26 protein-coding genes are annotated in these 25,902 nt (G+C 35.5%); 16 read left to right on the plus strand and 10 right to left on the minus strand.

What is annotated here, in order from left to right; translation table 11 throughout:
- The first annotated feature begins 40 nt into the window (after positions 1-40).
- The gene (locus tag MHH73_RS07350) at positions 41-1,270 is read left to right on the plus strand and encodes a dicarboxylate/amino acid:cation symporter (protein ID WP_341065893.1); all 1,230 of its coding nucleotides are present in this window, start codon (positions 41-43) and stop codon (positions 1,268-1,270) included.
- Positions 1,271-1,769: 499 nt separating this feature from the next.
- Positions 1,770-2,237, plus strand: coding sequence for a helix-turn-helix transcriptional regulator (locus MHH73_RS07355; protein ID WP_191815030.1), 468 nt, complete (start codon positions 1,770-1,772; stop codon positions 2,235-2,237).
- Between the two features lie 52 nt (positions 2,238-2,289).
- On the opposite strand, the gene MHH73_RS07360 is transcribed toward MHH73_RS07355, so the two are convergent.
- Positions 2,290-2,796 carry a universal stress protein gene (locus tag MHH73_RS07360; protein ID WP_191814659.1) on the minus strand — a complete coding sequence of 169 codons (507 nt, stop codon included), beginning with the start codon at positions 2,794-2,796 and terminating at the stop codon, positions 2,290-2,292.
- Between the two features lie 101 nt (positions 2,797-2,897).
- On the opposite strand from MHH73_RS07360, the gene MHH73_RS07365 reads away from it, so the two are divergent.
- The gene (locus tag MHH73_RS07365) at positions 2,898-4,898 is read left to right on the plus strand and encodes a transglycosylase domain-containing protein (protein ID WP_341065895.1); all 2,001 of its coding nucleotides are present in this window, start codon (positions 2,898-2,900) and stop codon (positions 4,896-4,898) included.
- Positions 4,899-5,001: 103 nt separating this feature from the next.
- On the opposite strand, the gene MHH73_RS07370 is transcribed toward MHH73_RS07365, so the two are convergent.
- The gene (locus tag MHH73_RS07370; RefSeq protein WP_191814663.1) at positions 5,002-5,322 is read right to left on the minus strand and encodes a hypothetical protein; all 321 of its coding nucleotides are present in this window, start codon (positions 5,320-5,322) and stop codon (positions 5,002-5,004) included.
- 239 nt (positions 5,323-5,561) lie between these two features.
- Between MHH73_RS07370 and fumC the strand changes: the two genes are divergently transcribed.
- On the plus strand, positions 5,562-6,935 hold the full coding sequence (fumC, locus tag MHH73_RS07375) for a class II fumarate hydratase (protein WP_341065897.1): 1,374 nt from the start codon (positions 5,562-5,564) through the stop codon (positions 6,933-6,935).
- Positions 6,936-6,991: 56 nt separating this feature from the next.
- Here the strand turns inward: fumC and MHH73_RS07380 are convergent, their stop codons facing one another.
- Positions 6,992-7,192: an alpha/beta-type small acid-soluble spore protein gene (locus MHH73_RS07380; protein ID WP_191814667.1), complete on the minus strand. Its 201-nt coding sequence runs from the start codon at positions 7,190-7,192 to the stop codon at positions 6,992-6,994.
- Between the two features lie 335 nt (positions 7,193-7,527).
- Here MHH73_RS07380 and MHH73_RS07385 point away from each other — a divergent pair, with 335 nt between their 5' ends.
- A complete protein-coding gene (locus tag MHH73_RS07385) occupies positions 7,528-7,788 on the plus strand; it encodes a metal-sensitive transcriptional regulator (protein WP_191814669.1) in 261 nt (86 codons plus the stop codon).
- 51 nt (positions 7,789-7,839) lie between these two features.
- Here MHH73_RS07385 and MHH73_RS07390 read toward each other — a convergent pair whose 3' ends face one another.
- The 6 genes from MHH73_RS07390 to MHH73_RS07415 form a co-directional block, all read right to left on the minus strand.
- Positions 7,840-8,034, minus strand: coding sequence for a hypothetical protein (locus MHH73_RS07390; protein ID WP_191814671.1), 195 nt, complete (start codon positions 8,032-8,034; stop codon positions 7,840-7,842).
- 52 nt (positions 8,035-8,086) lie between these two features.
- Positions 8,087-8,299, minus strand: a complete 213-nt coding sequence (locus MHH73_RS07395) for a YheE family protein (protein WP_191814673.1) — start codon at positions 8,297-8,299, stop codon at positions 8,087-8,089.
- Between the two features lie 65 nt (positions 8,300-8,364).
- Complete coding sequence (locus MHH73_RS07400) at positions 8,365-9,552, minus strand: YheC/YheD family endospore coat-associated protein (protein WP_341065899.1); 1,188 nt, start codon at positions 9,550-9,552, stop codon at positions 8,365-8,367.
- Positions 9,549-10,922: a YheC/YheD family endospore coat-associated protein gene (locus MHH73_RS07405; protein ID WP_191814677.1), complete on the minus strand. Its 1,374-nt coding sequence runs from the start codon at positions 10,920-10,922 to the stop codon at positions 9,549-9,551. Before MHH73_RS07405 ends, MHH73_RS07400 begins: the two co-directional genes overlap by 4 nt.
- A gap of 4 nt (positions 10,923-10,926) precedes the next feature.
- Positions 10,927-12,003, minus strand: coding sequence for a YheC/YheD family endospore coat-associated protein (locus tag MHH73_RS07410; RefSeq protein WP_341065901.1), 1,077 nt, complete (start codon positions 12,001-12,003; stop codon positions 10,927-10,929).
- Between the two features lie 21 nt (positions 12,004-12,024).
- The gene (locus tag MHH73_RS07415) at positions 12,025-13,383 is read right to left on the minus strand and encodes a YheC/YheD family endospore coat-associated protein (protein ID WP_191814681.1); all 1,359 of its coding nucleotides are present in this window, start codon (positions 13,381-13,383) and stop codon (positions 12,025-12,027) included.
- Between the two features lie 143 nt (positions 13,384-13,526).
- Between MHH73_RS07415 and MHH73_RS07420 the strand changes: the two genes are divergently transcribed.
- The 6 genes from MHH73_RS07420 (at position 13,527) to MHH73_RS07445 (ending at position 20,698) form a co-directional block, all read left to right on the plus strand.
- The gene (locus tag MHH73_RS07420) at positions 13,527-14,669 is read left to right on the plus strand and encodes a DUF445 domain-containing protein (RefSeq protein ID WP_191814683.1); all 1,143 of its coding nucleotides are present in this window, start codon (positions 13,527-13,529) and stop codon (positions 14,667-14,669) included.
- 85 nt (positions 14,670-14,754) lie between these two features.
- A complete protein-coding gene (locus MHH73_RS07425; protein ID WP_191814685.1) occupies positions 14,755-15,105 on the plus strand; it encodes a YlbF family regulator in 351 nt (116 codons plus the stop codon).
- A 272-nt stretch (positions 15,106-15,377) separates the two neighbouring features.
- Complete coding sequence (locus MHH73_RS07430; protein WP_191814687.1) at positions 15,378-16,247, plus strand: Cof-type HAD-IIB family hydrolase; 870 nt, start codon at positions 15,378-15,380, stop codon at positions 16,245-16,247.
- 234 nt (positions 16,248-16,481) lie between these two features.
- On the plus strand, positions 16,482-17,993 hold the full coding sequence (locus MHH73_RS07435) for a coproporphyrinogen III oxidase (RefSeq protein ID WP_341065908.1): 1,512 nt from the start codon (positions 16,482-16,484) through the stop codon (positions 17,991-17,993).
- A 180-nt stretch (positions 17,994-18,173) separates the two neighbouring features.
- The gene (locus tag MHH73_RS07440) at positions 18,174-19,793 is read left to right on the plus strand and encodes a long-chain fatty acid--CoA ligase (protein WP_191814691.1); all 1,620 of its coding nucleotides are present in this window, start codon (positions 18,174-18,176) and stop codon (positions 19,791-19,793) included.
- A gap of 113 nt (positions 19,794-19,906) precedes the next feature.
- Complete coding sequence (locus tag MHH73_RS07445) at positions 19,907-20,698, plus strand: enoyl-CoA hydratase (protein ID WP_191814693.1); 792 nt, start codon at positions 19,907-19,909, stop codon at positions 20,696-20,698.
- A 75-nt stretch (positions 20,699-20,773) separates the two neighbouring features.
- Here MHH73_RS07445 and MHH73_RS07450 read toward each other — a convergent pair whose 3' ends face one another.
- Positions 20,774-20,959, minus strand: a complete 186-nt coding sequence (locus MHH73_RS07450) for a YhzD family protein (RefSeq protein ID WP_191814695.1) — start codon at positions 20,957-20,959, stop codon at positions 20,774-20,776.
- Positions 20,960-21,109: 150 nt separating this feature from the next.
- Between MHH73_RS07450 and MHH73_RS07455 the strand changes: the two genes are divergently transcribed.
- The 5 genes from MHH73_RS07455 (at position 21,110) to MHH73_RS07475 (ending at position 25,892) form a co-directional block, all read left to right on the plus strand.
- Positions 21,110-22,009 carry an ABC transporter ATP-binding protein gene (locus tag MHH73_RS07455; RefSeq protein ID WP_191814697.1) on the plus strand — a complete coding sequence of 300 codons (900 nt, stop codon included), beginning with the start codon at positions 21,110-21,112 and terminating at the stop codon, positions 22,007-22,009.
- Positions 22,002-23,255 (plus strand): ABC transporter permease, encoded by a 1,254-nt coding sequence (locus MHH73_RS07460; protein WP_191814699.1) that lies wholly within the window; start codon positions 22,002-22,004, stop codon positions 23,253-23,255. Before MHH73_RS07455 ends, MHH73_RS07460 begins: the two co-directional genes overlap by 8 nt.
- Positions 23,256-23,535: 280 nt before the next feature.
- The gene (locus tag MHH73_RS07465; protein ID WP_191814700.1) at positions 23,536-24,477 is read left to right on the plus strand and encodes an ABC transporter ATP-binding protein; all 942 of its coding nucleotides are present in this window, start codon (positions 23,536-23,538) and stop codon (positions 24,475-24,477) included.
- Entirely contained in the window at positions 24,474-25,205 is a 732-nt protein-coding gene (locus tag MHH73_RS07470) for an ABC transporter permease (RefSeq protein ID WP_225230630.1), read from the plus strand. The genes MHH73_RS07465 and MHH73_RS07470 overlap by 4 nt, the downstream gene beginning before the upstream one ends.
- Positions 25,206-25,892 (plus strand): ABC transporter permease, encoded by a 687-nt coding sequence (locus MHH73_RS07475; protein ID WP_191814702.1) that lies wholly within the window; start codon positions 25,206-25,208, stop codon positions 25,890-25,892.
- Positions 25,893-25,902 lie beyond the last annotated feature (10 nt).

Genomic DNA, 25,902 nt, shown 5'->3' on the forward strand with positions numbered 1-25,902 from the left:
CGATTGTATCTCGAGTATATTATTTTATGGGAGGACTTCTATGAAAATTACCACAAAAATTATTATTGCGTTACTTGTTGGTGCAGTTGTCGGAATTATCTTAAATATAACCGCTCCTAATGTATTTGAAGTATTAGATACGTGGTTATTTTATCCGCTTGGACAAATTTTTCTTAATTTAATTAAGATGTTAGTAGTGCCAATAGTTTTATTCTCAATTATTCTCGGATTTACTGGCTTAGGGGATCCGAAAAAATTAGGGAGAATCGGTGTTAGAACCATTTCATACTTTCTTGTAACAACGGCAATAGCTATAGTCATTGCTATTTCTTTAGCGTTAATTTTCAAACCTGGCGAAGTGGGCACATTTGACACAGCAAATGCCGAATTTAATGCAGAAGAGGCACCACCAGTAAGTGATACCTTACTTAATATGATTCCTGCTAATCCATTTGCAGCGATGACTTCTGGTGATATGTTACAAATCATTGTTTTCGCAGCATTTATTGGTTTTGCATTAACAATGTTAAGAGAAAAAACACAAGGTATTATCAAATTGGTCGAACAAGGCAATGAGATTATGATGTATCTTGTTGGCGTTGTTATGAAGTTTGCACCATACGGAACTTTTGGTTTGATTGCTTCAGCAATTGGAAGTCAAGGTTTCTCGGCAATTAAAGCAATGGGATTATATTTTATCCTAGTAGTTGCTGCACTTATCATACATTTAATTATTGTATATGGTGGTACAGTGTATTTCTTAGGTGGTAGACAAAACCCATTGAAGTTCTTTAAAGGTTTCTCACCTGCAATGGGCGTAGCATTTAGTACGTCAAGTAGTAATGCTGTTTTACCAATCTCAATGGAAGTAGCCCAAGAGAACTTAAAAGTTCCTAAGCATATTAGTAGTTTCGTTCAACCTTTAGGTGCAACAATTAACATGGACGGAACAGCCATTATGCAAGGTGTGGCAACCATTTTTATTGCTCAAGTTTATGGAGTAGATTTAAGTGTTGGCCAATTATTGACAGTAGTTCTAACAGCGGTCCTTGCTAGTATTGGGACAGCAGGCGTACCGGGAGTAGGTTTAATTATGCTTGCGATGGTTTTACAATCAGTTGGTTTACCTGTAGAAGGAATTGCGTTAATTCTTGGAATTGACAGATTATTAGATATGGCACGTACAGCTGTTAATATTACGGGTGATGCAGCTTGTGCTGTTTACAATACAGCAGCAGAAGAGAGACGTGAAAAAAAGCTGGCTAAATAAGTTAATCCTATAAGAGGATTAATCAAAAATGGTTTCATTAAGATCCGAGCACATATGAATTCTTTCAAGAAGGATTTAAGGCATGTGTTCGGGTTTTTTCTTTTGATTAAAATATTGATGGTTATTTAAAAGTATGAGAAGTCTCTATTCCCAAATGACAATAGATTTTTCACTTAATAAACACCATAAAATTGATGGTGAAAATTGCCTGCATCTTATAAAAATAATGGCATTTTATATAGTCCGTATTTCTTAATTATTTGCAATTATGTTGTGTTCAATTGAGTAATCTTTCTTGCAATGTTAATATGATTATCAATCGATGTGTATTGGACTTTTAAATATATCTATAATATAAAATTACATTTGTTAAACAAATGTAGGATGTATATGCGTTATTCATTTCGTTTTTTATTTGAAAGGTTCGAAAAATTTAATTATAATCGATGTGAAAAGGTGTAAAAATACACGAAAAATAAATCAAGGGAATGAAATGATTTTGACTAGAGATGAAATCATATTAAAAGTTTCGGAGAAGATGCGCTTAATTCGTACTGAAGCCGGTTATACACAAGACAAAATGGCAGAAATCGTTGGGGTTTCCAAGAAAACACTTGTACAAATTGAAAAAGGTCGAGCAAATGCTGGTTGGTCGACAGTGGTGGCTGTATGCGCGTTGTTTAGAGAAACAGAGACAGTCAGGTTTTTATTCGGGAACGAGCCTTTGGAAGTAATTGAAACAGTAGTGCGAGAGGGAATTGATTTTCGCAAAGAGAAAACTCTAGGTGGAAAGATTTGGTGGAAGGAAATACAGAATAAAAGCGGTTATGTTTTGCAGCAAAATATCATTAGTCAACATTACCGAATTATTGACGAAGAGCATTTCCGCATTTATAGTAGTTTTGATGAAACCTCTGCTAAAGAGAGATTTGCTGAAGTCATTGAAGAGCTTCAACATCAATATTGATTCATTTAATACATAGCTTTAAAAAACCCAACAAAGTTGGGTTTTTTGCTTATTATTTGACGACCATTACACTACATGGTGCTTCTTTTGTTATTTTTTCACTATTGCTTCCTAAGAAAATTCTTTTTAATCCTTCTTTTGAGGAACTTCCTACGAATATAATGTCTGCATTTAATTCTTCTGCTAATTCGCATATGGCATCTGCCGGTTTGCCTTCTAATATTTTTATTTCTATTTTCCCTCCAGCATCATCAGCAATTTGTTTAGCATGTGTAATTGCTTGGTCGACACTGTTAATTACTGTGGAATGTGAAGTTTGTTCTTCTGCATGATTACTAATATGGAGAGGTTGTATTTGCATGCCTTCAACAATCATATTATTCGATCTTAATTGAGGGTTTTGTTTAGTTGCTGAATAAGAATGTTCAATCACTTCTTCATCAGCATGAGCTAGAATGACTTTTGTGTCAATCGTGGAGAAAGAAAGTGCTTTTTCCAATGCGTGTCGGCTGTTTTCAGAATCATCATATCCGACAATAATTGTTTGAAAGTTTAACAATCTTATCACCCTTTCGTCTTATGTTATACTTTACCCTTATTGAAGAAGTATAATCCTATAATAATAGAAATTTTTTTGCTAGGAACATAAGGTGGGATATTATGAAAAGGGGAAAAACACCATTTATTTGGTTGAAAAATGTCATAAAGAAATTGCATATATGGCAGGTAATATTATTACTCGTATCACTGGTGGTTCTTTTGGGTTTAATCTATCTCATTCCATTTGCAACAAACAATGATATTGAGGGTTTAAATAGTCAATTAAGTAAGCCAACCATTATTTATGATAAAAATGGTGAAGTGGCTAGTAAGGTTTCTGCGAATAAAAATGAAGGAGTAGCCTTTGATGAGATCCCCGAATCACTCATCCAAGCTGTTATTGCTATAGAGGATCATCGTTTTTTTCAACATGAAGGCATAGATTATCAAGGAATTGGCCGCGCTTTTTTCAGCAATATCAAAGCAGGTAGAATTGTTGAAGGTGGAAGTACAATCACTCAACAACTAGTGAAAAATGAGCTTCTAACTGCAGAAAAATCATATGACAGAAAGCTACAGGAGTTTTTTATAGCTAGAGAAGTAGAGCGCCAATATAGTAAAGAAGATATACTTCAAATGTATTTGAATAGAATTTATTTTGGTGAAGGTGCGTATGGGGTAAAAAAAGCAGCTAATAAATACTTTGCTAAAGAGTTAGACGAATTATCGTTAAGTGAATCTGCATTGTTGGCTGGTTTAATTAAAGCACCTTCTGTGATTAACCCTTACAATGATAAACAAAAGGCTATAGCAAGAAAAAATCTTGTTTTAAGGCAAATGAAGGAACATGGATACATTAATGAAGAGGAAATGAATCAGGCAATAAAGGTAGAAATGAGTTTTAAAGAAGGGGAAGCTGATCCAATAAAAGGAAAGTACCCTTATTATATTGATGCAGTTCTAGAAGAAGCAATGAATCAATATGATCTCACATTAGATGAGTTGTTAACACAAGGCTATCAAATATATACCGAACTAGACCCTAATATGCAAGCTGATATAGAGTCTACTTATCAAAATGATGAAATTTTTCCTTCAACAACAGGGGATAGACCGGTTCAAAGTGGGATGATATTAATGGATCCTAAAACGGGTGGAATTCGTGCTTTAGTTGGTGGAAGAGGTGAGCATACGCTTCTTGGACATAATAGAGCCATTCACCCTGTGGGAGAGCCAGGTTCAACGATGAAACCGATTATTCCTTATGCTGCGGCAATTGAAGCTGGATGGGAAAATACAGATATGTTGAACGATGAAAAATTATCATTCGGTGAGTATGCTCCAAACAATTATAATAACCAATATTTGGGTGAAGTCCCAATGTATGAGGCTATGATGCATTCCATCAATTTACCGGCTGTATGGTTATATAATGAAATAGGTGTAGAGACTGGAAAGAAGATGGCCGAACAATTCGGCATCCCTAAGAATGTATTGGATGGAGGGCTAGCTCTTGCCTTAGGTGGAACAAGCCGCCCCGTATCGCCTAAAGTAATGGCTGAAGCTTATAGTGTTTTCGCCAATGATGGTAAGAAAGAAGAAGCTCATACAATTATTGAAATAAAAACACAATCTGATGAGCCTTTCGTTCAATGGGAAAGTAAAAATAAAAGAGTCATCTCTGAACGGACGGCAAATCAAGTGACAGCAATGCTATTAGGTGTAGTCGATTATGGTACAGGGAAAGCTGCTAAAGTTGATGGAGTGGAAATCGCAGGGAAAACGGGTTCAACACAGTTGGGAATTGAAGGTTTAAGTGGGACTAAAGATCAATGGTTTGTTGGTTATACTCCTCATCTAGTAGGTGCTATCTGGGTTGGTTATGATCAGAGTGATCGTCATCATTATTTGACGACGAGTAGTAGTGAAGGCACTGCACCAATTTTCAAGGAAGTCATGGGGAAGGTGCTTCAAGGAAAATCGGTTGAAAGCTTTAATGTCGATAAAATCGATGATGAATATAACAAGAAACAACGTAATAAGGAGAAACAAGAACAAAGGGATGAAATAAGAAAGTGGTTAGAAGATAAAAGAAATCAGTTTTTTGATTGGTTTAATTAAAATGAGAGTAGCTTGGAAAGGGAAATAGTGAAAAATCTAATGAGAAAGTATAATAATCTCATTAGATATCCTATTTCCCTAATCCTTTACTGAATAAGATATCTTATACATGAACACTTTTGTTCAATAATAAATTTTGATTCTCGGCTGTAAAGTGAGCATCATCAGTACACAAAGTTTTAATTTGATTAAGTATTTCTTCTGGTTCAGTGCCTTCCACAATCACTTTCAATTCGTCTTTCGGACGGACCATCATAAGAAAGGTTACGAGCTTTGATAAGTGAGAAGGAATCACTACATTATGTTGATAAAGAAAGTAAATTGTACCGTCATATTTAGTTGCAGTTTGGTATATAGCAATCATTTTCTTTATAGCTAATGATTTTTCAAATTTTAAACTGGAAGAGATTATTTTTCTATTCATGATATGTAACTCCTTTATAAAAGAATTTAATAAAAAATTACCCCTTTCTTTTTAAGTTAAACATTTTGCATTTAGATTGTATTCACATTTAAATTCTCGATATTATTAATAGAAAAGTCGAATAACTTGATTCTGTTAATTAGGAATGTAAAACTAAAGATGAAGCTTGAATAAACCTATTTTAAAATGTCTTGAAATAGGAAAGTAATAGACAGGAGAGAATTTTGGGAGGTAGTAAGATGACTGAATATCGTGTAGAAAAAGATACGATTGGCGAAATTAATGTGCCTGCTGAAAAATATTGGGGGGCACAAACAGAAAGAAGTCGCAATAATTTCAAAATAGGTATTGAAAAAATGCCATTAGAGTTAATTTATGCCTTTACTACGATTAAACGTTCAGCCGCGATCGTCAATTACGAATTAGAAAAGTTATCAGAAGAAAAGAAAAATGCAACTATTGCAGCGTGTGATGAAGTGTTAGCTGGCAAATATGATGAACATTTTCCTTTAGCTGTATGGCAAACAGGAAGTGGAACGCAAACAAATATGAATGTTAATGAAGTCGTTGCGAGACGAGCAAATGAGTTATTAGGTAATAAAGATATTTCCATTCACCCGAATGATGATATAAACATGTCGCAAAGCTCTAATGATACTTTTCCAACAGCGATGCATATTGCGGCAATGAATAGTGTGGAGAAGCATTTAATTCCTGCCCTTATTAGTTTAAAAGAAGTTATCTTACAGAAGGAAAACGATTTTGCAGATATCGTGAAAATAGGAAGAACTCATCTTCAAGATGCAACTCCACTTACATTAGGACAAGAGATAAGTGGTTGGCGTTATATGTTAGAGAAGGATGAGCGTCTTATCAATGAAGCGAAACAAGCACTAGGGGAACTAGCTATTGGTGGAACTGCTGTCGGAACAGGAATTAATGCTGATCCTTCGTTTGGAGAAAAAATGGCTAATGAGATTTCTAAATTAACGAAGCTCTCGTTCACTTCTTCTCCTAATAAATTTCAAGCACTAACAAGTCATAGTGAGATTGTTCATCTTCATGGCACATTAAAAGGTTTAGCTGCAGATTTGATGAAGATTGCTAATGATGTTAGATGGCTTGCGAGTGGACCAAGAAGTGGGATTGGAGAATTAACGATCCCCGCTAATGAACCAGGAAGTTCAATTATGCCAGGAAAAGTAAATCCAACACAAAGTGAAGCGTTGACAATGATTTCAAGTCAAGTATTTGGAAATGATGCAACGATAGGCTTTGCTGCAAGTCAAGGGAATTTTGAATTAAACGTCTTTAAGCCAGTAATTATTTTTAATTTGCTACAAAGTATTACATTACTTAGTGATGGTATGAATTCATTTAATAAAAATTGCATCGTTGGTTTAGAAGCTAATACTGAAAAAATTTCTCTTTTTGTTGATCAATCCCTCATGTTAGTGACAGCTTTAAATCCCCATATCGGGTACGAAAAGGCAGCTGAAATTGCTAAATTAGCTTTTAAAGAGGAGACAACATTGAAGGAAGCAGCATTAAAATCAGGATATATTACTGAAGATCAATATGATGAATGGGTCGTACCAGAAAAAATGATCTAAACAAATAAAGCCCCCTAGATGATAGGGGGCTAATCCATATTATTAAGTTTTGCAACTTAGAACTTTCCGCCACCAAGTTGTTGTTCAGCCATTTGAACAAGACGCTTAGTAATTTCTCCACCTACAGAACCGTTCGCACGAGATGTTGTTTCAGCACCAAGGTTAACTCCGAATTCACTTGCGATTTCGTACTTCATTTGATCTAAAGCTTGAGATACTCCAGGTACTACTAATTGATTTGAAGATTGGTTTGCCATTGTGTTTCCACTCCTCTAAATTTTTTTTTTGGCTGGGTCAGTTGGTAGTGAACCAACGCAATTTTCTTTGCACCATATTTGGTTGAACCCATCGTTAGTAGAAGTTTTAAGCGTGTTTGCCGCTTGTAATAGTTATTATGGATGAAATCTAAAAGATTATGCCTGAATATGTTTAGGGAATTATTTCCTAATAAAGTTTTGTTGTCTTGATATCGTGCATAGGGAGAAACAAAGGAAACATGATATAATATAAATCATCAATTTAAACGTCATTAAAAATTATTGATTAATGATGAATACCCTAATCATTGAAAATGAGGTTAGAAGGTGAATAAATGCATTACACAGAGGATATGAAAAACAGGCTTAAAAGATTAGAAGGTCAAGTGAGAGGCGTATTGCGTATGATGGAAGAAGAACAACATTGTAAAGATGTGGTGACACAGCTGTCAGCTATTCGCTCAGGCGTTGACCGAACGATTGGTTATGTCGTCGCAAAGAATTTGGAGGCTTGTATAAGAGAAGCAGATGCCGAAGATAAAAATGCAGAAGAAGCGATACAACAAGCTGTTAACATGATTGTGAAAAGTAGATAAGGTGTTTTGTAAAAGGAAAGGAACGATTGTAAGCAATCGTTCCTTTTTACTCTATTCTTCGTCACAGCAATGCGGAGGTTGTTCTTTTTCTATTTCTCTTGCTTCTTCGATATTCGTGTATTCCCCGCTAACATGCACAGTACCTCCGGACATCCCTTCGTTAATATAACGATCAACATCGAGGAAGACTTCATCACGTCCTTCATATGGTAAATCTTTTTTTATATCGTCTTTTTTGTTTGCCATAATCGAACCTCCTTAATTTCAGAAGAATGGATTCATATTCTTCCACAATTCTTTACCGGTCATACACATGGTAAAGCATGAGTTCGTGTATATGGCTTTTTAATTTCTCCTCATGATTTTGGTCAGGAATAGTGGATAACCATTCGATTTTTCCATCACGATGATAAATACCTAAATACTTTTTGCCATAATGAAAAAAAGAAAATTTCCAGCCTGGTAATTCTTTGTTTTCATATAATGATTGAAATTGAAAATGTGAAATCATGATTACTCCTCCTTATTCTCATTTTAACTTGAATAGAGGAGTTCTGAAATGAAAATAAACATAAATTAATGAGGAAAAATGGGAAAACCACTTAATTGCATACATAAGTGACAAATGGCTTTTATTCGTTTGTTTTCAATATGCTCTTCATCAAAACTCATAGGCTTTGAATTTACCTCATACAAGTAGAATTTCCCATTAACATCTTTACCAATATCTAATGAGAATTCTCCAAATAAACCAAGGTGTTCATTAAATAAATGACCGACCTCTTGTATTATGGCATTAAAAAATATATCATCATCTTCTTTAGCGAGCAGTTCATAAGGCAGTATCTTCCCGCCGTGAGGGACATGTGTTGTTACTTGTTGGTGATTGCTAGATTGCCTTATACCGATGCCAGAAATGATAAAATGGTTCTCTGTCTTATGCGATAATATTCTAAAATCATACCTTGAACCATTATATAATGCTGGTTCAATCGCTTCTTGTATGATATATGGACCTTTAGCTAAATAAATTTTTAATTCATGCCATAATTCGTTAAAGGTCGCGAGCTGTTTTGTTAGATGAACCCCTTCCATTAAATAGTGATTTTCCTGTGCGAAGATTCGAAAGATCCCCTTTCCTTTCGCACTACTTACGGGTTTGATATATATATCTTGTTTATCTTCCATCCAATCATGTAGCATTTTTTTAGAAGTTAATAACGTAGTTTCTGGTAATAAAGGTTTTAATGTGGGAGATTGTTTTAATAAATGGTGCATTTCCAATTTGTTAATAAAACAGGGATTGAAAAAAGGAATATTATGTTTTTGTAAGAGTGATGTAAGTGCAGCAAAATCAGTATCTTCTTCTAGGTTGCGAAAAGGAATACGGTTATATACGACATCTGGTAATGGGGATGAGACCTGTATCCATTTCCCTAGAGCAGGATGAAATGTATAGCCAGTCATAAGTGAATTTCCTAAATCTTCTTGCGTAAAGACGATGGATAATGCGCCTATCTTAAAAAAATGTTGCACAAGAGATAAAAATAGCGGACCATTGCCCGCTAATTTTTTGTTTTTTCCTTTGCTTGTTAAGATTCCTATAATTGGACCGATACGGTGAGAATCTTCATTTAATGAGAATGGCACCCATTTTTTTGAATAATGAAAGAGTTTTTCTGTTTTTATTTTATTTTTTCCAAACATTTTTTCTTGCGCATGATACCACTTTTTGGATAAGGGGTCATAGTAGGTAGTACTCATTTAAATAATGCCTCAGGGCTTTTCATTGCTTGTTCTGTTAAATAGATACTATAGGCTAAAGAAAGCTTACGTGTTAAAAAATCAAATTTTTTCATACTTGGATGTGTAAAGATTGAGCGTCCTGGTTTAGAATTTGCTTCAAAAAACCAAACTTTCCCTTTCTGGTCGATACCTAAGTCAAATCCTATTTCTGCGACAAGACCTTCCATATTGTTTTCTATTGCTTCGCTTAATTTTAATGAAGCTGTTTGCAATTTCTTTGCAATTTCTTTTCTTTCAATTGGATCTTCGAAAATTTCATCTAATGATTGAATGGTACCTCCACTTTTTACATGGGTTGTAACACTTCCGTTTCCAGCCACTTTTGCTGCACAAGCAGTAACGTTCCACTGTCCTGTGGAATCTTTATTCGTGTGGACACGAAAATCAATGGAGCATTTCTCTTTCTTCAGCAAATAAATACCCTGTTGGATAATCATTCTTTCGAGGTTTTTACCTGCAAAAATATGCTTCATTAACCCTTCAAGACTAGAGAATTTCTTCAGTTTGTTCATACCGGCTTTTAAATCTCTGTACCGACAATAATAAACACTGTCTTGCTTGTTATAAATAATCTGATGAACACCTAATCCTAAACTGCCATTCATTGGTTTAATGTATATATGACTATATTTGGAAAGCATATTTTCAATTGCGGAATAGGAGCTAAATGGCTGTGTTTCAGGTAAATACTCCGAAATTTCTTCCACTTGAAATAAACGATCATAAATATCCATTTTATTGAAAAAACCTGGGTTATACCAAGGAATTAAATATTCTTGCTCTAATCGTGCTTTGGCTTCTTTTTGTTGTTTTTGCCGTTCACTCTTTCTATTTGGAAGACGATCATATATGACGTTTGGGAAAGGCACTTCAATGGTCTTCCATCCATTTTGTAAATAGAATAAACCTTGGATAGTGCCTGTATCCCAATTGATATGCTTCTCCCCAAATACGAACGGAATTGCACCGACACTAGAACTTACAGATAAGAGTTTAGAAAAAATAATGGAGCGATCACCGATAGGTCGCATAGGAAATGGTGTAAACCCTGACGTGAAGATACCAACAAGGGGTCCAATTGTTAAGGTTTCATCATGTATGAAAATATGAAGCGGATGCTTGACATAAGGGAAGAAAATGTTTGTAGCGAGATCCTCACTGATGGTGATTGATTGCTTTGAGCTTGGTTGTTGCTTAAATTTTGCATCAATGGTAACTGTACCGAAATTTAATTTGTAAAGGGCAGTATCCAGATTTAAATGGTTTGGCAAGAATACACAGCCTCTATCATCTGATGAGATATCTATCATAAATGTTTGATTCTTCATTTTTTCACTTCCTTTCAGTTAAAGCCTGCTGTGATAATAGATAATCCCCATACTTAAATGGAGAAGTGTAAAGGACATCAGCTAATTGTGGGTTTGTTTGTAAAACCAATTTTCTCCCTGGTTTAGAGTTAATATCAAGAATCCAGATGCCACCTTCTTGATCAATTCCAATATCAATACCGAGTTCAAATAGTGTAGAAAAGCATGATTCCATAATTGAGGGAAGAATAAATAATATTTCTTTTAATTCTTCTTGTAAAAACGACTTTTGGCTTTTTGGAATACTATCTAACCAACGCTCATAAGGGGAAGTTGTTCCACCAGCACTTAAATTAGAGATAATGCCATTTTCATGACCAGTTCGCATGGCTCTTGCTCGTTCTTTCCATTCACCGTTTGCATCTTTTTGCAAAAAAACGCGTAAATCAAACGGGCGATTCTGTTGGTCAACGAGTAATAAAAAAGGTTGGATGAGATATTGATATCTCTTTGTCAGCCTCTCTAGCCAGACCATTGCTTTATGAATGGGAAGTGTTTGTTTAATCTGTTTAGAGCCTTTGTCAGTTTTGATAATCACTGAGTCACCTTCGATTGAGATAACATAAATACCTATACCTTGTGAACCGTTTACTGGCTTTAATACGAGTGGAGCCTGCTTTTTTAATTGTTTAATGAAAGATTTTGCTGAAGTGAATGAATCTGAATGCAGTAAATAAGGAGCGAGTCTAGAATGTTTTAATGCATCATATATTTCTAGTTTATTTGGAAGTCCTTGACCTAAGAATTGAGTCTTACCACTATTTTTTAACCAATTAGTAATGACTTTGCATTTTTTTGAATGATCATCTTCTTGATAAAAGCAGCGGTCATATAATAGTTCAGGTAACGGAAAAATCGCGGACTCCCATAGCTCTGTTTCTTCATTAAATCGCTCTCCATTTACTTCATTATTGTGTGGTAGTATGTTTTTCGGGATAAAACGAAAGCATTGATAGCCATGATGTTTAGCTTGTGAAGCAATCGCTGTGATATAGGTTCTTTCACTTGTTTCATAAAGAGTCATAATACCAAGTGTTTTCATGCTGATTTCTCCTCCTAATGATCATGTTGAAAAAGCTAAAAAAGTGCAGTACTCTACAAGTGCTCTTGCAGAGGGTCTAATCTGATTAAATTGACTATCCATTTGTTTAGATGGCTTAGAGTTTGCTTCAATCATCCACAATTGGCCTTCATAATCAACGCCTATATCAATACCAAGTTCCCCATAAAGGCCAAATGTTTTTTGATCAATCATTGTGCATAGTTCTATTGAAATCTCTTTCATTAATGCTAATATTTGTCTTGCTGTGGTTTTATCAAATAGTGTAGTTAAAAGTGCTAATGGTTTTCTCATTTCCCCGCCCTGTGCAAGATTGGATACAAATTGTTCTGCATTAGAGATTCGGGCTACAGTAGAAGTAACCTTCCATATGTTTTGCCTATTTTTATGACATAGAATGCGAAAGTCAATCGGTCTTTTGTTGAGTTGAATTAGTGGTATTCCTTCTTGGATAATATAATTACTTGTGTGATGCTCCTTCTCAAATTGCGATATGAACCGCTCGATATGATGGAAATGGTGAGCTGTTCTTGCCTTTTTTCCCGATGAGTAGCCAACGGTGTACGAATCATTATTTTTCCGTATATGAATAATTTGTTTGCCCTGACGTCCATTTACAGGTTTTATGAAGATAGATGAATACTTTTGGATAAAATGAAGTAACTGTTCTTTCGAATAATTTTCTGTTTCTGGTAAATAGGTACGTAAATGGGTTTCGTCGAATAAGTATTCATATACCTCTTTCTTTGATAAAAATTGTTCATTAAAAAAGGGGATGGCATATTTGTATAGTAGATTTTTTAGGTTTTTAAAGCTAGGTGAGTTTTCAATTTTTCTAGAGTGAACACGGTTATAAATAACATCAGGCAATGGGAGTAGTTGTTTCTTCCATTCTCCCTCGATATTTATATAACCAAGGACTTCTGTTTCTTTAATATCTTTGGGATGACAAACATAAGTAATTCCTCCTAAAAGGTCAACCGTTTGATTGATTTCTTGGCAAAATTGATGTATGGTGCGAAAATGTGGAGGAGATTGATCTGCAATTTCAAAAAAGTCAGTCATGATAGCAATAATTGGCCCGAGTGACAATACCTTGCTTTGAACAATATAATTAACAAGCATAAGGTGGCCTTCAAGTGGTATATTGAAATAATCGAATACAGATTGACTAATGAACAGTTCCTTTTCATCTACTTGACGATAAATGATGCGAATGGTTAATTGTTTTTGTCCTAATGATAAAAGGATGCTCTCCTCATTAGTAATTAGTAAATGTTTTGCTAATGCTGGGTTGAGCTCTAGAACCATCTTATTTTCATATGGAAGAACTCTAATTTTAATGTTTGTATATCGTGTCATCATGAATCCCCATTTGCCCGCACGAAGCGAGTAATTATATAATAAAAATCTAGGCGAATGCTGATACGCTATCTTATGAATGGCAAGGTAAATTGGTGCGATTGCACAAAGAATTTGGTGAAAGAAGAAAGGTAGAGAGCGGAATGAAAGAAATTTTCACGACCCTGTTTATGATGGTGGCTACTGGTGCCATCATTGGAGGAGTTACAAATTATTTAGCCATTAAAATGATATTTAAGCCATATAAGGCAATTTATATTGGGAAATGGCGTCTTCCTTTTACCCCAGGTTTGATTCCTAAACGTAGAGGTGAGATGGCCGAACAAATGGGTAAGCTTGTCATTAATCATTTGTTAACACCAGAAGGGATACAAAAGAAACTACAAAATGAACGTTTTCAATCTATGCTGACGCAATTTGCTGCTGTAGAAGTAGAAAAGAAATTGAAAACAGAAGAAACGTTAGAGCAACTGTTGGAACAATTAGATATAAACGAACCGGCAAAAATGGCTGAGGATAAGATAGGTACGTTTTTAGAGATTAAATATGAAAATTGGATGCGTGAAAATCAAGATGTAGCTATTAAAGAAATCATTCCACAAAAGCTGGTAGGTAAAGTGGAGGGTGAGTTGCCACAACTAAGCAATTGGATTGTACAATCAGCAAAGAATTATTTCGCAAGTGAAGAAGGAAAAGAAAGTATTCAAAGGATGGCCGATGATTTTGTCCAAAAACGAAGTGGTATGATTAAAAGTATGCTACAAATGTTTTTAGGTAATGTGAAATTAGGGGAAAAACTCCAACCTGAAATCATAAAATTCTTAAATCATCCTGGGACAGAGGAGCTGTTAACATCACTCCTTAGAAAAGAATGGCGAAAATTATTAGACAAAAGAACTGCTGAGTTTGAAGAAAAGATAGGAAGAGATAGCCTTCTTCAATTCATCAAGCAGACTGTTTTCCGATTCGTTCAAGTTCATGAAATATTTCAAATGCCAATTAGTCAACTAACAGCAACGATAAGACCTTATATCATTTCTGAACTTATCCCGAAAGCTTCAGTTGGATTAAGTAAACTATTAGCTGATAAAATATCAGTTTTAATGGAAAAAATGAAGCTCAATGAAATTGTAAAAGAACAGGTGGACTCATTTTCTGTTGAAAGGTTAGAGGAAATGGTGTTCTCGATTATTAATAAGGAATTAAGAATGATTACATTTCTAGGTGCCTTACTGGGTGGTCTAGTAGGTGTGTTTCAAGGTATTTCTGCCATTTGGATATTATAAATCCTTATCAATTATAGGTTTTCCCTCGATTTTACTTCCATTGTCTGTTATAGTGGGGGAAGTCTATGAAAAGGAAGTGTTCAATTTGGCAAATAATTTACAAGACGCAGCAATCGCATTAGAAAAGGCAATCCGTGAAAGCAATGAATATCAAAGCTTAAAGGATTCTTATGATAAGGTGAATGCAGATCCATCAGCTAAATCGATGTTTGATAACTTTAGAAATATTCAAATACAGTTGCAACAGAAGCAAATGTCTGGTCAAGAAATCACACAAGAAGAAGTGGATCAAGCGCAAAAAACAGTTGCACTTGTACAACAACACGAACTGATTTCTAAACTAATGGCAGATGAACAAAAAATGAGCGAAGTGATTACAGACTTAAACAAAACAATCATGAAGCCCCTTGAAGATTTATATGGTGCAGCCGAGTAAGATATGAGTTAGACTTAGCTCTAATGGCAAAAACACAAACCTTGCTTTCAACAGCAAAGTTTGTGTTTTTTTGCGTGCAGATTTAACAACTCAATTTCTTCTTTAAGATGTGAATGTCTATATCCAAATAAGAGCCGGAGGGATAACCAGATAAGTTTATAGTCAAAAAGAGAATAAGCTTCATTTACTCTAAATCTTCCTGTTCTATTTTCTGTTTCAGGTACATAAAAGTGTCATAAGGACAATTTTCATCCAGAATAGGGGGCAAAAAGATGATTTATCGTCTCTTAGCTATAAATATTGATGGTACCCTTCTTCAAAGTAACGGAAGGCTGCATAAATCAACAAAGGAAGCAATTGAATACGTCCAGCAAAAAGGAATTTATGTGACGTTAGTAACAGCGAGAAGTTTTCCATCGGCTAAGAAAGTGGCTAAAGCATTAAAATTAAATTCCATTCTTGTGACATCAGCTGGTGCTTATACAGCGGAAAAGTTAGAACAACCAATTGAAGTGAAGCGAATTAAAAAAGAAGTAACCTTTGATATTGTACGTTTATTAGAAGGTTTCCCATGCCAAATAAGACTTGTGCATGAAAAGTTTTCCCTAGCAAATAAGACAAAAACAAATAATAATATTCTCGCTAAAACGGTGTTCTCAACAGGTGACCCTGTTTTTTATTCTCATCAGTTTGTTGAGTCCTTGAGTGAAAATTTGCTAGAAGATCCAGTGAAGCCACCAAAAATTGAAATTTATTTTGAAAATACCGACGATCTTATACATGCCAAAAAAGCATTAGCTGTCATGTATGATGAGGAAATTGCTATCACCCAATTAAATGACTCTCGTTTAGATATTGTCCCTTATGGCGTTTCCAAATGGAATGGTTTATTGAGATTAAGTAAGGAACTCGGTATTGGACCGCAAGAAATTGTAGTCATTGGAGATGGCTATGATGATTTGCAGATGATTGAAGGGGCAGGCTTAGGCGTAGCGATGGGAAATGCTCCTCATATCTTAAAAAAGCAGGCTGATTGGGTAACAAGAACAAATGATGAACATGGTGTAACATATATGGTGAAAGAGCATTTTCGCAAACAGCATCCTATTCAATTTTTAAGGAAAATGAATCTTTTGAAGTAAGGTAGAAGCTCTGAAGGTGGTAGAAGAATTTGCTACCTTCAGAGCTTCTTATTCGTATGGTTACAATTTGCAGGGATTGAGGGGTTTTTATGCTTTTAAAAAAAGATCAACTCTGAATCAGAGTTAACAAAATGACAAACTAAAATGACCCTTTCGAATGAAGATTGACCCGTAAGGTCTTTTTTTTGTAAACTTAAAGAAGTTTGATGAAGAGAAAGTATAAAGGTGATAAAAATGAATATATCTATTTTAGGTTTGAATGATAACCGTTATATAAGACCGTTGCAGTTAATTGGTAATTTGTTTTTCGAAGAATGCTCTGTAAAACTTGATAAAAATGAGGGTGCAGATGTAGTTGTATCTTTCCACTATGAAGTACGCGGAGAAATTAACATGAGTGTTACGCTTACTACGAACGAGGAAGAAGTGTTTACCGCTAATTATAGAAAGCAACTTAAAGCGTATGAGACAGAAAAAGAATACTTTAATCAATTAAAGTATGCAGCTTCCCATGTTTATTTAACTGTTTTACAGGATTGGACAGGCATTATCCAGAAGTGGGGCATATTAACCGGAATAAGGCCGACAAAGCTTTATCATCGTCATATGATGTCTGGAAGTAGTAAGGAAGAGGCTCATCAAGCTTTGAAAAGAGATTATTTAATTTCAGATGAAAAAATTAATCTAATGGAAAAAATCGTTGCACGACAATTAACGGCGATTCCAGATCTTTATGAATTAAAAAAGGAAGTCAGTATCTACATTGGCATTCCCTTTTGCCCAACAAAGTGTGCTTATTGTACATTCCCTGCTTATGCAATTGGTGGTAAACAAGGTAGAGTCGATTCTTTCTTAGCTGGCCTTCATTATGAAATGAGACATATGGGGGAATGGTTAAAGGAAAATGACATAAAGGTGACAACCGTATACTATGGTGGAGGCACGCCAACAAGTATTACAGCAGAGGAAATGGATCTTCTATATGAAGAAATGGTTGAGTCGTTTCCAGATGTGAGTCAGATTCGGGAAATTACGGTCGAGGCAGGTAGACCGGATACAATTACAGCTGATAAGTTAAATGTATTAAAAAAGTGGAATATTGACCGTATCAGTATCAATCCACAATCTTATACACAAGAAACGTTAAAAGCGATAGGTAGGCATAATACGGTTGAAGAAACAATTGATAAGTTCCACCTGGCGAGAAGTATGGGGATGAACAATATTAATATGGATCTAATCATTGGCTTGCCAAATGAAGGCACAACAGAGTTTGCCCACTCATTAAATGAAACAAAGCAGTTACTACCCGAGTCGCTGACAGTCCATACATTATCTTTTAAAAGAGCTTCTGAAATGACAAAGAACCGTCAGAAATATAAGGTGGCTGACCGCGAAGAAGCAGAAAGAATGATGAATATGGCTGAAGAGTGGACAGCTGAACATCATTATGAGCCCTACTATTTGTATCGACAAAAAAATATTTTAGGAAATTTAGAGAACGTTGGCTATGCGTTACCGAAACAAGAAAGTCTCTACAATATTATGATTATGGAAGAAATGCAAACGATTATCGGAATTGGTTGCGGGGCAGCAAGTAAGTTTATCCATCCTGAGACAGGTAAAATTACTCACTTCGCAAATCCGAAAGATCCTAAATCCTACAATGAAAGTTTTGTTGAATACACAGATAAAAAAATCGCTATGTTAAATGAGCTTTTTAATATTGAGGCGAAATCTATATAAGCAGAATAATGTGAGCTGTACCTTTGCTTTAGGTGCAGCTTTTTTGCTTTTAAAAAGAGCAGATTTAATAATCGCACTTTAATAGAGGATTTTATTAAAAAAACAAGAATGTAATAGGTACAAAAGCGCATATACATCTATGAATGATGTAAGCGGTTACTAAATGGGAGGCGATTGGTGATGAAGCATTCTTCTTTGACGATGGGACAGATGATCAAAAGAGCAGAAACGTTTTTCGCAAAAAAAGAGATTATATCTAGAACAGCAGGTGGTATGCAAACATTTACGTATAAAGAAATGGCTGAACGAACACGAAGACTTGCTTCAAGTTTACAAAGGCTTGGTATTAAAAGAGGGGAGAAGGTAGGGACATTTGCCTGGAACCATCATCGCCATTTGGAAGCATATTTTGCGATTCCTTGTAGTGGAGCGGTGTTGCATACAATTAATATTAGACTCTCGTCTCAGCATATCAGCTATATTATTAATCACGCAGAAGATAAAATTCTCCTCATAGATGAAGAGTTAGTTCCATTAATTGAACAATGTAGGGACGAACTTTCCAATGTAAAAGCATTTATCATTATGAGTGACCATAAGGAACCTCCAACTACAACTCTATCTCCAGCATATAATTATGAAAGACTACTAGAAGAGGCTGATCCCAATTATCAATATCCAGATGATTTAGATGAAAATGACCCGGCTGGGATGTGTTATACATCGGCGACCACCGGAAATCCTAAAGGGGTCATCTACTCTCACCGAGCGATTGTGCTCCATAGCTTAGCATTAGGTTTAGCAGATAGTGTTGGTGTAAGTGAAAAAGATATTGCCCTACCTATCGTACCGATGTTTCATGTCAATGCATGGGGCTTACCTTTTGCAGGGGTGTGGTTCGGCACAAAATTAATCATGCCTGGTCCAGCATTTACGCCTAAATTAATTGCAGAATTAATAGAAGAATATAAGATTACCATTACTGCAGGTGTGCCTACTATTTGGCTTGGTTTATTAAAAGAATTGCAAGCGAAAAAGTATGATTTAAGTTCTTTAAGGAGCATTCTTTGTGGCGGATCTGCTGCACCAAAAGCCATGATTAGAGTGTTTGAAGAACAGTATAAGATACCGTTTCTTCATGCCTATGGAATGACAGAAACAAGTCCACTTGCAACTGTCTCCAATTTGAAAAGCTATCAAGAAAATATAGATCTTGAAAAGAAACTAGAGTTGAGAAGCAAGCAAGGATTATTGGTTCCGGGATTAGAGATGAAAGTGGTTAACGAGAAAGGGGTAGAAGTAGAGTGGGACGGAAAGCAGATGGGCGAGCTCTGCTTAAGAGGTCCGTGGATTGTAACCGAATATTATAATGACGAGCGGACTGCCTCTAGTTTTAAAGATGGCTGGCTTCATACCGGAGATGTTGTCACGATTGATGAAGAAGGACTTTTAAAGATTGTTGATCGCACGAAGGATCTAATAAAGAGTGGTGGGGAGTGGATTTCATCTGTTGACATAGAAAATGCACTCATGGCTAATGAAGCCATTTTTGAAGCTGCTGTTATTGGTATTCCGAGTGAAAAATGGCAAGAGCGCCCACTAGCCTATGTGGTATTACATGAACAGTATAAAGGGAAAGTAACAGTTGAAGAAGTGCTCCAGCCATTAAGCGCACAATTTGCAAAATGGTGGATTCCCGATGATGTCATCTTCATTAATGAAATTCCAAAAACATCTGTAGGGAAATTTTTAAAACGCGATTTACGAGAAAAATATCAAATGGATAAAATTAATCAGTAATTATTTTTAATATGAGGCGACATTCATTTTTCTATTAAAAAACTTAATTATATTTGGAAAATAAAAAATATTTTATTTATAATAGAGGTATCCAAACTTAAGGAGGAAAATGAATGACGCTTGATTTTGATACAAAGACCGTTAATTATTCGATTGAGGGAAGAGTAGCACAAGTGGAAATGAACCGCCCAGAGTCATTAAATGCACTTAATGTGGAAATGATTCATGAACTTGGTGCTGTAATGAAAGAGTTAAGTAATTTAGAGGAAATAGATATCGTTGTTTTGAAAGGGGCGGGTAGAGCATTCTCTTCAGGTGGTGACATTAAAACGATGCTGATGGAAGCGAATGAAAGCGATTTCCCTGCTGTAATGGATGCGATTAATGAGTTAGTTGTTACATTATATAGTATGCCTAAAATCACCATTAGCGCAATAAAAGGTGCAGCTGCAGGACTCGGGTTGAGTTTAGCTTTAGCTACGGATTTCATTTATGCTCATAAGGATAGTAAATTAGCGATGAACTTTATTGGCATAGGGTTAATCCCGGATGGTGGTTCCCACTTTTTCCTTGAAAGTAAGTTAGGACCCGACCAAGCTAAGCATCTCATTTGGGAGGGGAAACCGATGAACGCTGAAGAAGCATTGAAGAGAAGACTTGTTCATGAAGTCGTAGGTGATGATCTTGATGAAGCAATTAATAAAAAAGTGTACCATCTGAGTCATCTTCCAATCCTTGCAATGATTAAAACAAAAAAAATACTGACAGATAAGAATCGCCCATTACTATTAAAATTATTAGAGCTCGAAAAAAGTGGTCAAGCACAAATGAGGAAAACTGCTGATCATAAAGAAGGCATAAACGCTTTTATTGAGAAAAGACAGCCTCGATTCACAGGGAAATAAAAGGAATGAAAGACACGCATGTTTTTATCAGAAACATGCGTGTCTTTATTTGACTTCGTGGTGTATAGTAAAAGTCTAGCGGTGAAATAATATAAGCTTTCCTGCTGGTGATGAACAACGATGGGTTTTCTCTTCTAATCCTTTTTCTTTCAGCAGGTTTTCACCCGCCACCTTTGCTTCTTGATCATTCGCTGATTCGAATGATTCATCAAGAATTTTTTCACCGGTTGGTTCGAAAGCCGTTAATTTATAAGTTTTCATTATAATGACTCCTTGTAATGTAGTTGAATATTCCGATATTTAATTATATTTTGGCATAATTCCATCAATCTTGCAAAAAGAAACATACTTATTTGATGAAACTTTTATAGTTTTAGACCGTAAATGAATGAAAGGGAGGGACAAAGTTATATGTCTTTAAAATTAGAAAATGTAACGAAGAAGTTTGGCCAATTTACGGCAGTAGACGATATATCTATCGAAATACCTGAAAAGGAAATGTTCGGTTTTTTAGGAGCGAATGGTGCTGGAAAGACGACTACTTTTCGAATGATTTTAGGATTAATTGATGCAACGAAAGGAAACATCACTTGGCAAGGCAAACCCATTAATTATTCAGTGAGTGGTCAAATTGGTTATTTACCTGAAGAGCGAGGATTATATCCTAAATTACAAGTGAAAGAGCAACTTGTTTACTTAGCACGGTTAAGAGGGATGGATAAACAAGCTGCCTTGAAGGAATTAGACAACTGGCTTGAGCGCTTTAAAGTACCTGATTACAAAACAAAGAAAGTAGAGGAACTATCAAAAGGGAATCAACAAAAGATTCAATTTATATCTAGTATTTTACATAAACCTAAACTATTGATTCTTGATGAACCGTTTAGCGGATTAGATCCAGTAAATGTAGAACTGCTAAAAGAAGCGGTTGTAGACTTAAAAAATAGTGGGACTTCAATCGTATTTTCTTCTCACCGCATGGAACATGTCGAAGAGTTATGTGAGCATCTTTGTATCATGCAAAAAGGTAAGCCTGTTGTCCATGGTGAGTTGAAGGAAATTAAGCGTTCTTATGGAAAGAAATCATTAATCATTCATGGTGATTTTTCTATGAGTTTTTTGCAAGACCATCCTGCTGTGAAGAAATTTAAAATGACAACAGAAGGGGTGCATCTGCAAATTGAAAATGAATGGGCAGCGGACGATATTTTAAAGGATATCGTTGGCAAAGGGTTTATTCGTAAATTTATGCTTGAAGAACCATCTTTAAATGATATTTTTATTGAAAAGGCAGGTGCTTCTTATGAATAATTTTTGGACAATTCTATGGCATACGTATTGGACCAAAATAAAAACAAGGTCTTTTCTAATCACAACAATCATTACGGCACTTTTATTCGTGCTGTTAGCCAATATTACAACTATTATTGATACTTTTTCTAATGAAGAAACACCAAAAGTGGCAGTGATAGATGAAACAAACAGCTCCATCGATGCAATAGAACGTATAGAGGCATATACATCGGAGGAAGTTATCTTAGAAAGTGTACAACAGTCAGAAGCTGAAGTGGAAGAGAAGGTAATATCGGGGGAATTTATAGGTGCACTTTACTTAACTTCTAACGGTGATGATCCCATTAGCGGTGAATATAAATCTTTGAGTATAGCTGACACCACTATTTCTAGCTTATTGCAAACAGCTTTGCAGCAAATAAAGACGGAATTAACTGCAGAGAGTATAAATTTATCACCAGAGCAATTGCAGACATTGTATGCGCCTGTATCGTTCGAGACGACTGCGCTTGAGGAAAATGCGAAATCTGAAGAAGAATTAAGTCAGGCAAGAGGTCTTGTTTATGTGGTATTATTCTTAATTTATTTTGCTGTTATCATGTATGCGAGTATGATTGCCAATGAAGTGGCAACTGAGAAATCATCTAGAATCATGGAAATTCTTATTTCAAGTACCCCACCTGTTCAGCAAATGTTTGCTAAGATACTTGGGATTGCTCTATTGAGTGTGACTCAAATGCTTATTCTAGGTTCCATTGGTTTCCTTGCTTTAAGAGAAAGCATGTCTAAGCTTGAAGGTGGCTGGTTCGAAGCATTTGGGTTCAGCAACTTATCTATTGGGATATTGGTGTACGCTGCTATCTTTTTCTTATTAGGTTATTTTTTATATGCGACGTTAGCCGCTTTTCTTGGGTCATTAGTTAGCCGGATTGAAGATGTTCAACAAATGATTATGCCAATGACGATGTTAGTCATTGTCGGCTTTTTACTCTCCATGTATGGTCTATCTGATCCAGATACAACTTTCATTACTATAGCCTCTTATATTCCTTTTTTTACGCCAATGCTGATGTTCTTAAGAGTAGGAATGCTTTCATTGCCAGTATGGGAACCGATATTAGGCATGGTCGTGCTTATTGTGACGACAATTATATTGGCGATATTCGGTGCACGTGTATATCGTGGCGGTGTCTTAATGTATGGTCGTTCCACTTCGTATAAAGATATTAAAAAAGCGATTCAATTAACGAAGAAAGAAAAATAAGTAGTTATTAACATTCGAGCTTCTCATACTTGTGTATGAAGAAGCTTTTTTAGGAAAAAAAGAATCGATGAAAGGTAGTAGCGGCCATATTAAATTTATTAAAATCATGATAAACCTAATCTAAGGGCACTGGTAATGTTTCTTGTTGGTACGTAAGCAACTTTTTTCCCTTTTTAATTGAAAAGTGGCAGAAGTAAAATAAATCAATGACAAATGTAACTATTTGCCTTTGGCCTTTCTTGACATACTTACACTAACAAAGGTGAAAGGGTGTGAGAGGATGATAGCCTCACTAAATGGGATTGTGAAACGTTATGATTCGAAACTCGTGTTGGATTACATTGATTTAGAAATAAATGAGGGCCAAATTATTGGTTTACTTGGTCCTAATGGAGCGGGGAAATCAACCTTAATTAGATGTCTCACAGGAATGGAGACAGTTAATCAAGGGAATGTTACGTTATTTGGGGATGGAAAGAAACCATTTCAAAATAAAAATAAAGAGAAAATTGGTTTAGTTACGCAGGAAATATCAATTTTTCCAGAATTGACAGCAAAGGAGAATGCGAACTTTTTTGCCGGGGTTTACGGCTTAAAGGGGGAGGAAAGAAAAAGAAGGGTCGCAGAAGCATTAGCGTTTGTTGGATTAGCGGAGCAAACAAAGGGAAAGGCACAAAATTTTTCTGGGGGAATGCAAAGGCGACTGAATATCGCATGTTCCCTTGTTCATAATCCTAAGTTATTAATTATGGATGAGCCGACCGTAGGCATTGACACGCAATCTCGAAACCATATTTTGCAGGCTGTAAAGCAATTACAAAGTAAAGGAACGACCATTCTATATACAACGCATTATATGGAAGAGGTTGAAGCGATTGCATCAGAGGTCGTGATATTAGATAAAGGGCAAATCATTACAAAAGGAACCGTTCAAGAGTTGATTCAAAACATTCAGCATGAAGAGAAAATTAAGGTAGAAGTTAGTCATCCTGAAGAGGTCTCTTTAGCGAATATTCAAGCGCTGCCAGATGTAAAACAAGTGATCAAAGATGGGAATCAAATTTTGATTGTAACTTCGGCCAATTCCGGACATCTTGATCGTATTTTAACGATTATAAAAGAAGACTCTGGCGTTGTCGGCATTAATGTAGAAAAACCGAATTTAGAGGATGTTTTTTTAACTTTGACCGGAAGAACTTTGAGGGATGGAGGCAGTGTATGATGCGTGTCTTACGAACAATTCCTTATACATTGATTCGAATGAGCCGAGATTATATTACGCTACTGTTGCTCTTAGTTGTTCCGATTATACTTATTACCATTTTTTATTTCGTATTAGGTGATATGAAAAATCAATACGGTGATCTGGCGTTCTATGATACAGCACAGTTAATGACACTCGTGTTTCAATTGTTCGGCGGTTCAATCGTGATTGCCTATATTCAAGATGATTTATTTTCAGCAAGGCGGCAACGTATATTGGTGGCACCGATGAGTCTACCACTTTATGCTCTCTCAATCTCCTTATGTGGCATGTTTTTCTCCATTTTTCTAGGCTTTTTGTTAGTGCTATTTACAGGAGTGGGGTTAAATGTAGAGTGGGGGAATGTGTTCTGGGTCATGTATATCATTGCCTTATTGGCAGTACTATCAAGCCTTGTAAGTTTAATTCTTATTTTTTCTGTGAAAAATATTAAATTAGCAGAACGTTTAAGTGATGTGTATGGAATTGGTTGCGTCGTGCTGGCAGGGTTGTTTTTTCCAATTCCTGATTATCCGGTTATTACATTCATTAATGAGTACCTTAATCCATTATTGTTAGCTGCTAATGCCATTAGCTATGCGCAAAGTAATTTGTTTTCTGATGCTTATATTTATATGTTTCGATTAGGAATCGGAATTGTCATTACTTTTATAATCGTGTATGTCCTAGGTAGGAGGAAGATTTAAATGACTGTTTTTCATTATGTACTGAAGAGAAGTATAGCGAATAAAACAAGTTTGCTGATTCTATTTCTCTTCCCAGTTGTTGCGATCTTTCTACCATCAGGCGAATATTGGCCACATCTTCCATACGGATATCAATATTTTGGTATTTTTATTTTATTTATTAGTTTGAAGCTCTCCGGATTAATTTTAGAAGATAGGATGAGAGGAATTGCCAAAAAGTTATCAATTGCCCCCATCAGTCATTTTAGTTATCTAGCACAAAATTTGCTAGCCTATTTTCTAATTTTAGTCTTACAATGTCTTATTTTAGTCTATGGTGGCGTATTTTTTGGGAAAGAACTTTATCAGCCTTTTTGGTTGCTCATTTTATTTTTGACATTTAGTATGGCATCGATTGCTTTTGCGCTAATGTGGATTTCTTTTTTTCGTAATAAAGAAATATCCATGTTAATTTTTATGTCGATGATCAGTGTAATTGCTTTAATCGGTGGGGTCTTGATTCCCATTGAATTATTACCAGAAGTTTTACAAAAAGTAGCGATTACATTGCCGACTTTTTGGCTAGCTTGGGGAATAGATTGGATTATTTTTGGTGGCGAAGTGAAGGAGTTTCTGCTTGTGAATGGAATGCTTATTTTATATATGTTTTTATTTTTAATAATTGGAAGTGTGAAAAAATTGCATTGATAGGTGAGGA

Source organism: Cytobacillus sp. FSL K6-0265 (genome assembly GCF_038003465.1).
In the GTDB taxonomy this organism is placed as follows: domain Bacteria; phylum Bacillota; class Bacilli; order Bacillales; family Cytobacillaceae; genus Cytobacillus; species Cytobacillus stercorigallinarum.

Bases quoted from the DNA above. Each gene is read 5' to 3' on its own strand.
- MHH73_RS07350 (WP_341065893.1), top strand. From the start codon at position 41: ATGAAAATTACCACAAAAATTATTATTGCGTTACTTGTTGGTGCAGTT.
- MHH73_RS07365 (WP_341065895.1), top strand. From the start codon at position 2,898: ATGAAAAGGGGAAAAACACCATTTATTTGGTTGAAAAATGTCATAAAG.
- MHH73_RS07370 (WP_191814663.1), bottom strand. From the start codon at position 5,322: ATGAATAGAAAAATAATCTCTTCCAGTTTAAAATTTGAAAAATCATTA.
- fumC (WP_341065897.1), top strand. From the start codon at position 5,562: ATGACTGAATATCGTGTAGAAAAAGATACGATTGGCGAAATTAATGTG.
- MHH73_RS07380 (WP_191814667.1), bottom strand. From the start codon at position 7,192: ATGGCAAACCAATCTTCAAATCAATTAGTAGTACCTGGAGTATCTCAA.
- MHH73_RS07385 (WP_191814669.1), top strand. From the start codon at position 7,528: ATGCATTACACAGAGGATATGAAAAACAGGCTTAAAAGATTAGAAGGT.
- MHH73_RS07390 (WP_191814671.1), bottom strand. From the start codon at position 8,034: ATGGCAAACAAAAAAGACGATATAAAAAAAGATTTACCATATGAAGGA.
- MHH73_RS07395 (WP_191814673.1), bottom strand. From the start codon at position 8,299: ATGATTTCACATTTTCAATTTCAATCATTATATGAAAACAAAGAATTA.
- MHH73_RS07400 (WP_341065899.1), bottom strand. From the start codon at position 9,552: ATGAGTACTACCTACTATGACCCCTTATCCAAAAAGTGGTATCATGCG.
- MHH73_RS07405 (WP_191814677.1), bottom strand. From the start codon at position 10,922: ATGAAGAATCAAACATTTATGATAGATATCTCATCAGATGATAGAGGC.
- MHH73_RS07410 (WP_341065901.1), bottom strand. From the start codon at position 12,003: ATGAAAACACTTGGTATTATGACTCTTTATGAAACAAGTGAAAGAACC.
- MHH73_RS07415 (WP_191814681.1), bottom strand. From the start codon at position 13,383: ATGACACGATATACAAACATTAAAATTAGAGTTCTTCCATATGAAAAT.
- MHH73_RS07420 (WP_191814683.1), top strand. From the start codon at position 13,527: ATGAAAGAAATTTTCACGACCCTGTTTATGATGGTGGCTACTGGTGCC.
- MHH73_RS07430 (WP_191814687.1), top strand. From the start codon at position 15,378: ATGATTTATCGTCTCTTAGCTATAAATATTGATGGTACCCTTCTTCAA.
- MHH73_RS07435 (WP_341065908.1), top strand. From the start codon at position 16,482: ATGAATATATCTATTTTAGGTTTGAATGATAACCGTTATATAAGACCG.
- MHH73_RS07440 (WP_191814691.1), top strand. From the start codon at position 18,174: ATGAAGCATTCTTCTTTGACGATGGGACAGATGATCAAAAGAGCAGAA.
- MHH73_RS07445 (WP_191814693.1), top strand. From the start codon at position 19,907: ATGACGCTTGATTTTGATACAAAGACCGTTAATTATTCGATTGAGGGA.
- MHH73_RS07450 (WP_191814695.1), bottom strand. From the start codon at position 20,959: ATGAAAACTTATAAATTAACGGCTTTCGAACCAACCGGTGAAAAAATT.
- MHH73_RS07455 (WP_191814697.1), top strand. From the start codon at position 21,110: ATGTCTTTAAAATTAGAAAATGTAACGAAGAAGTTTGGCCAATTTACG.
- MHH73_RS07460 (WP_191814699.1), top strand. From the start codon at position 22,002: ATGAATAATTTTTGGACAATTCTATGGCATACGTATTGGACCAAAATA.
- MHH73_RS07465 (WP_191814700.1), top strand. From the start codon at position 23,536: ATGATAGCCTCACTAAATGGGATTGTGAAACGTTATGATTCGAAACTC.
- MHH73_RS07470 (WP_225230630.1), top strand. From the start codon at position 24,474: ATGATGCGTGTCTTACGAACAATTCCTTATACATTGATTCGAATGAGC.
- MHH73_RS07475 (WP_191814702.1), top strand. From the start codon at position 25,206: ATGACTGTTTTTCATTATGTACTGAAGAGAAGTATAGCGAATAAAACA.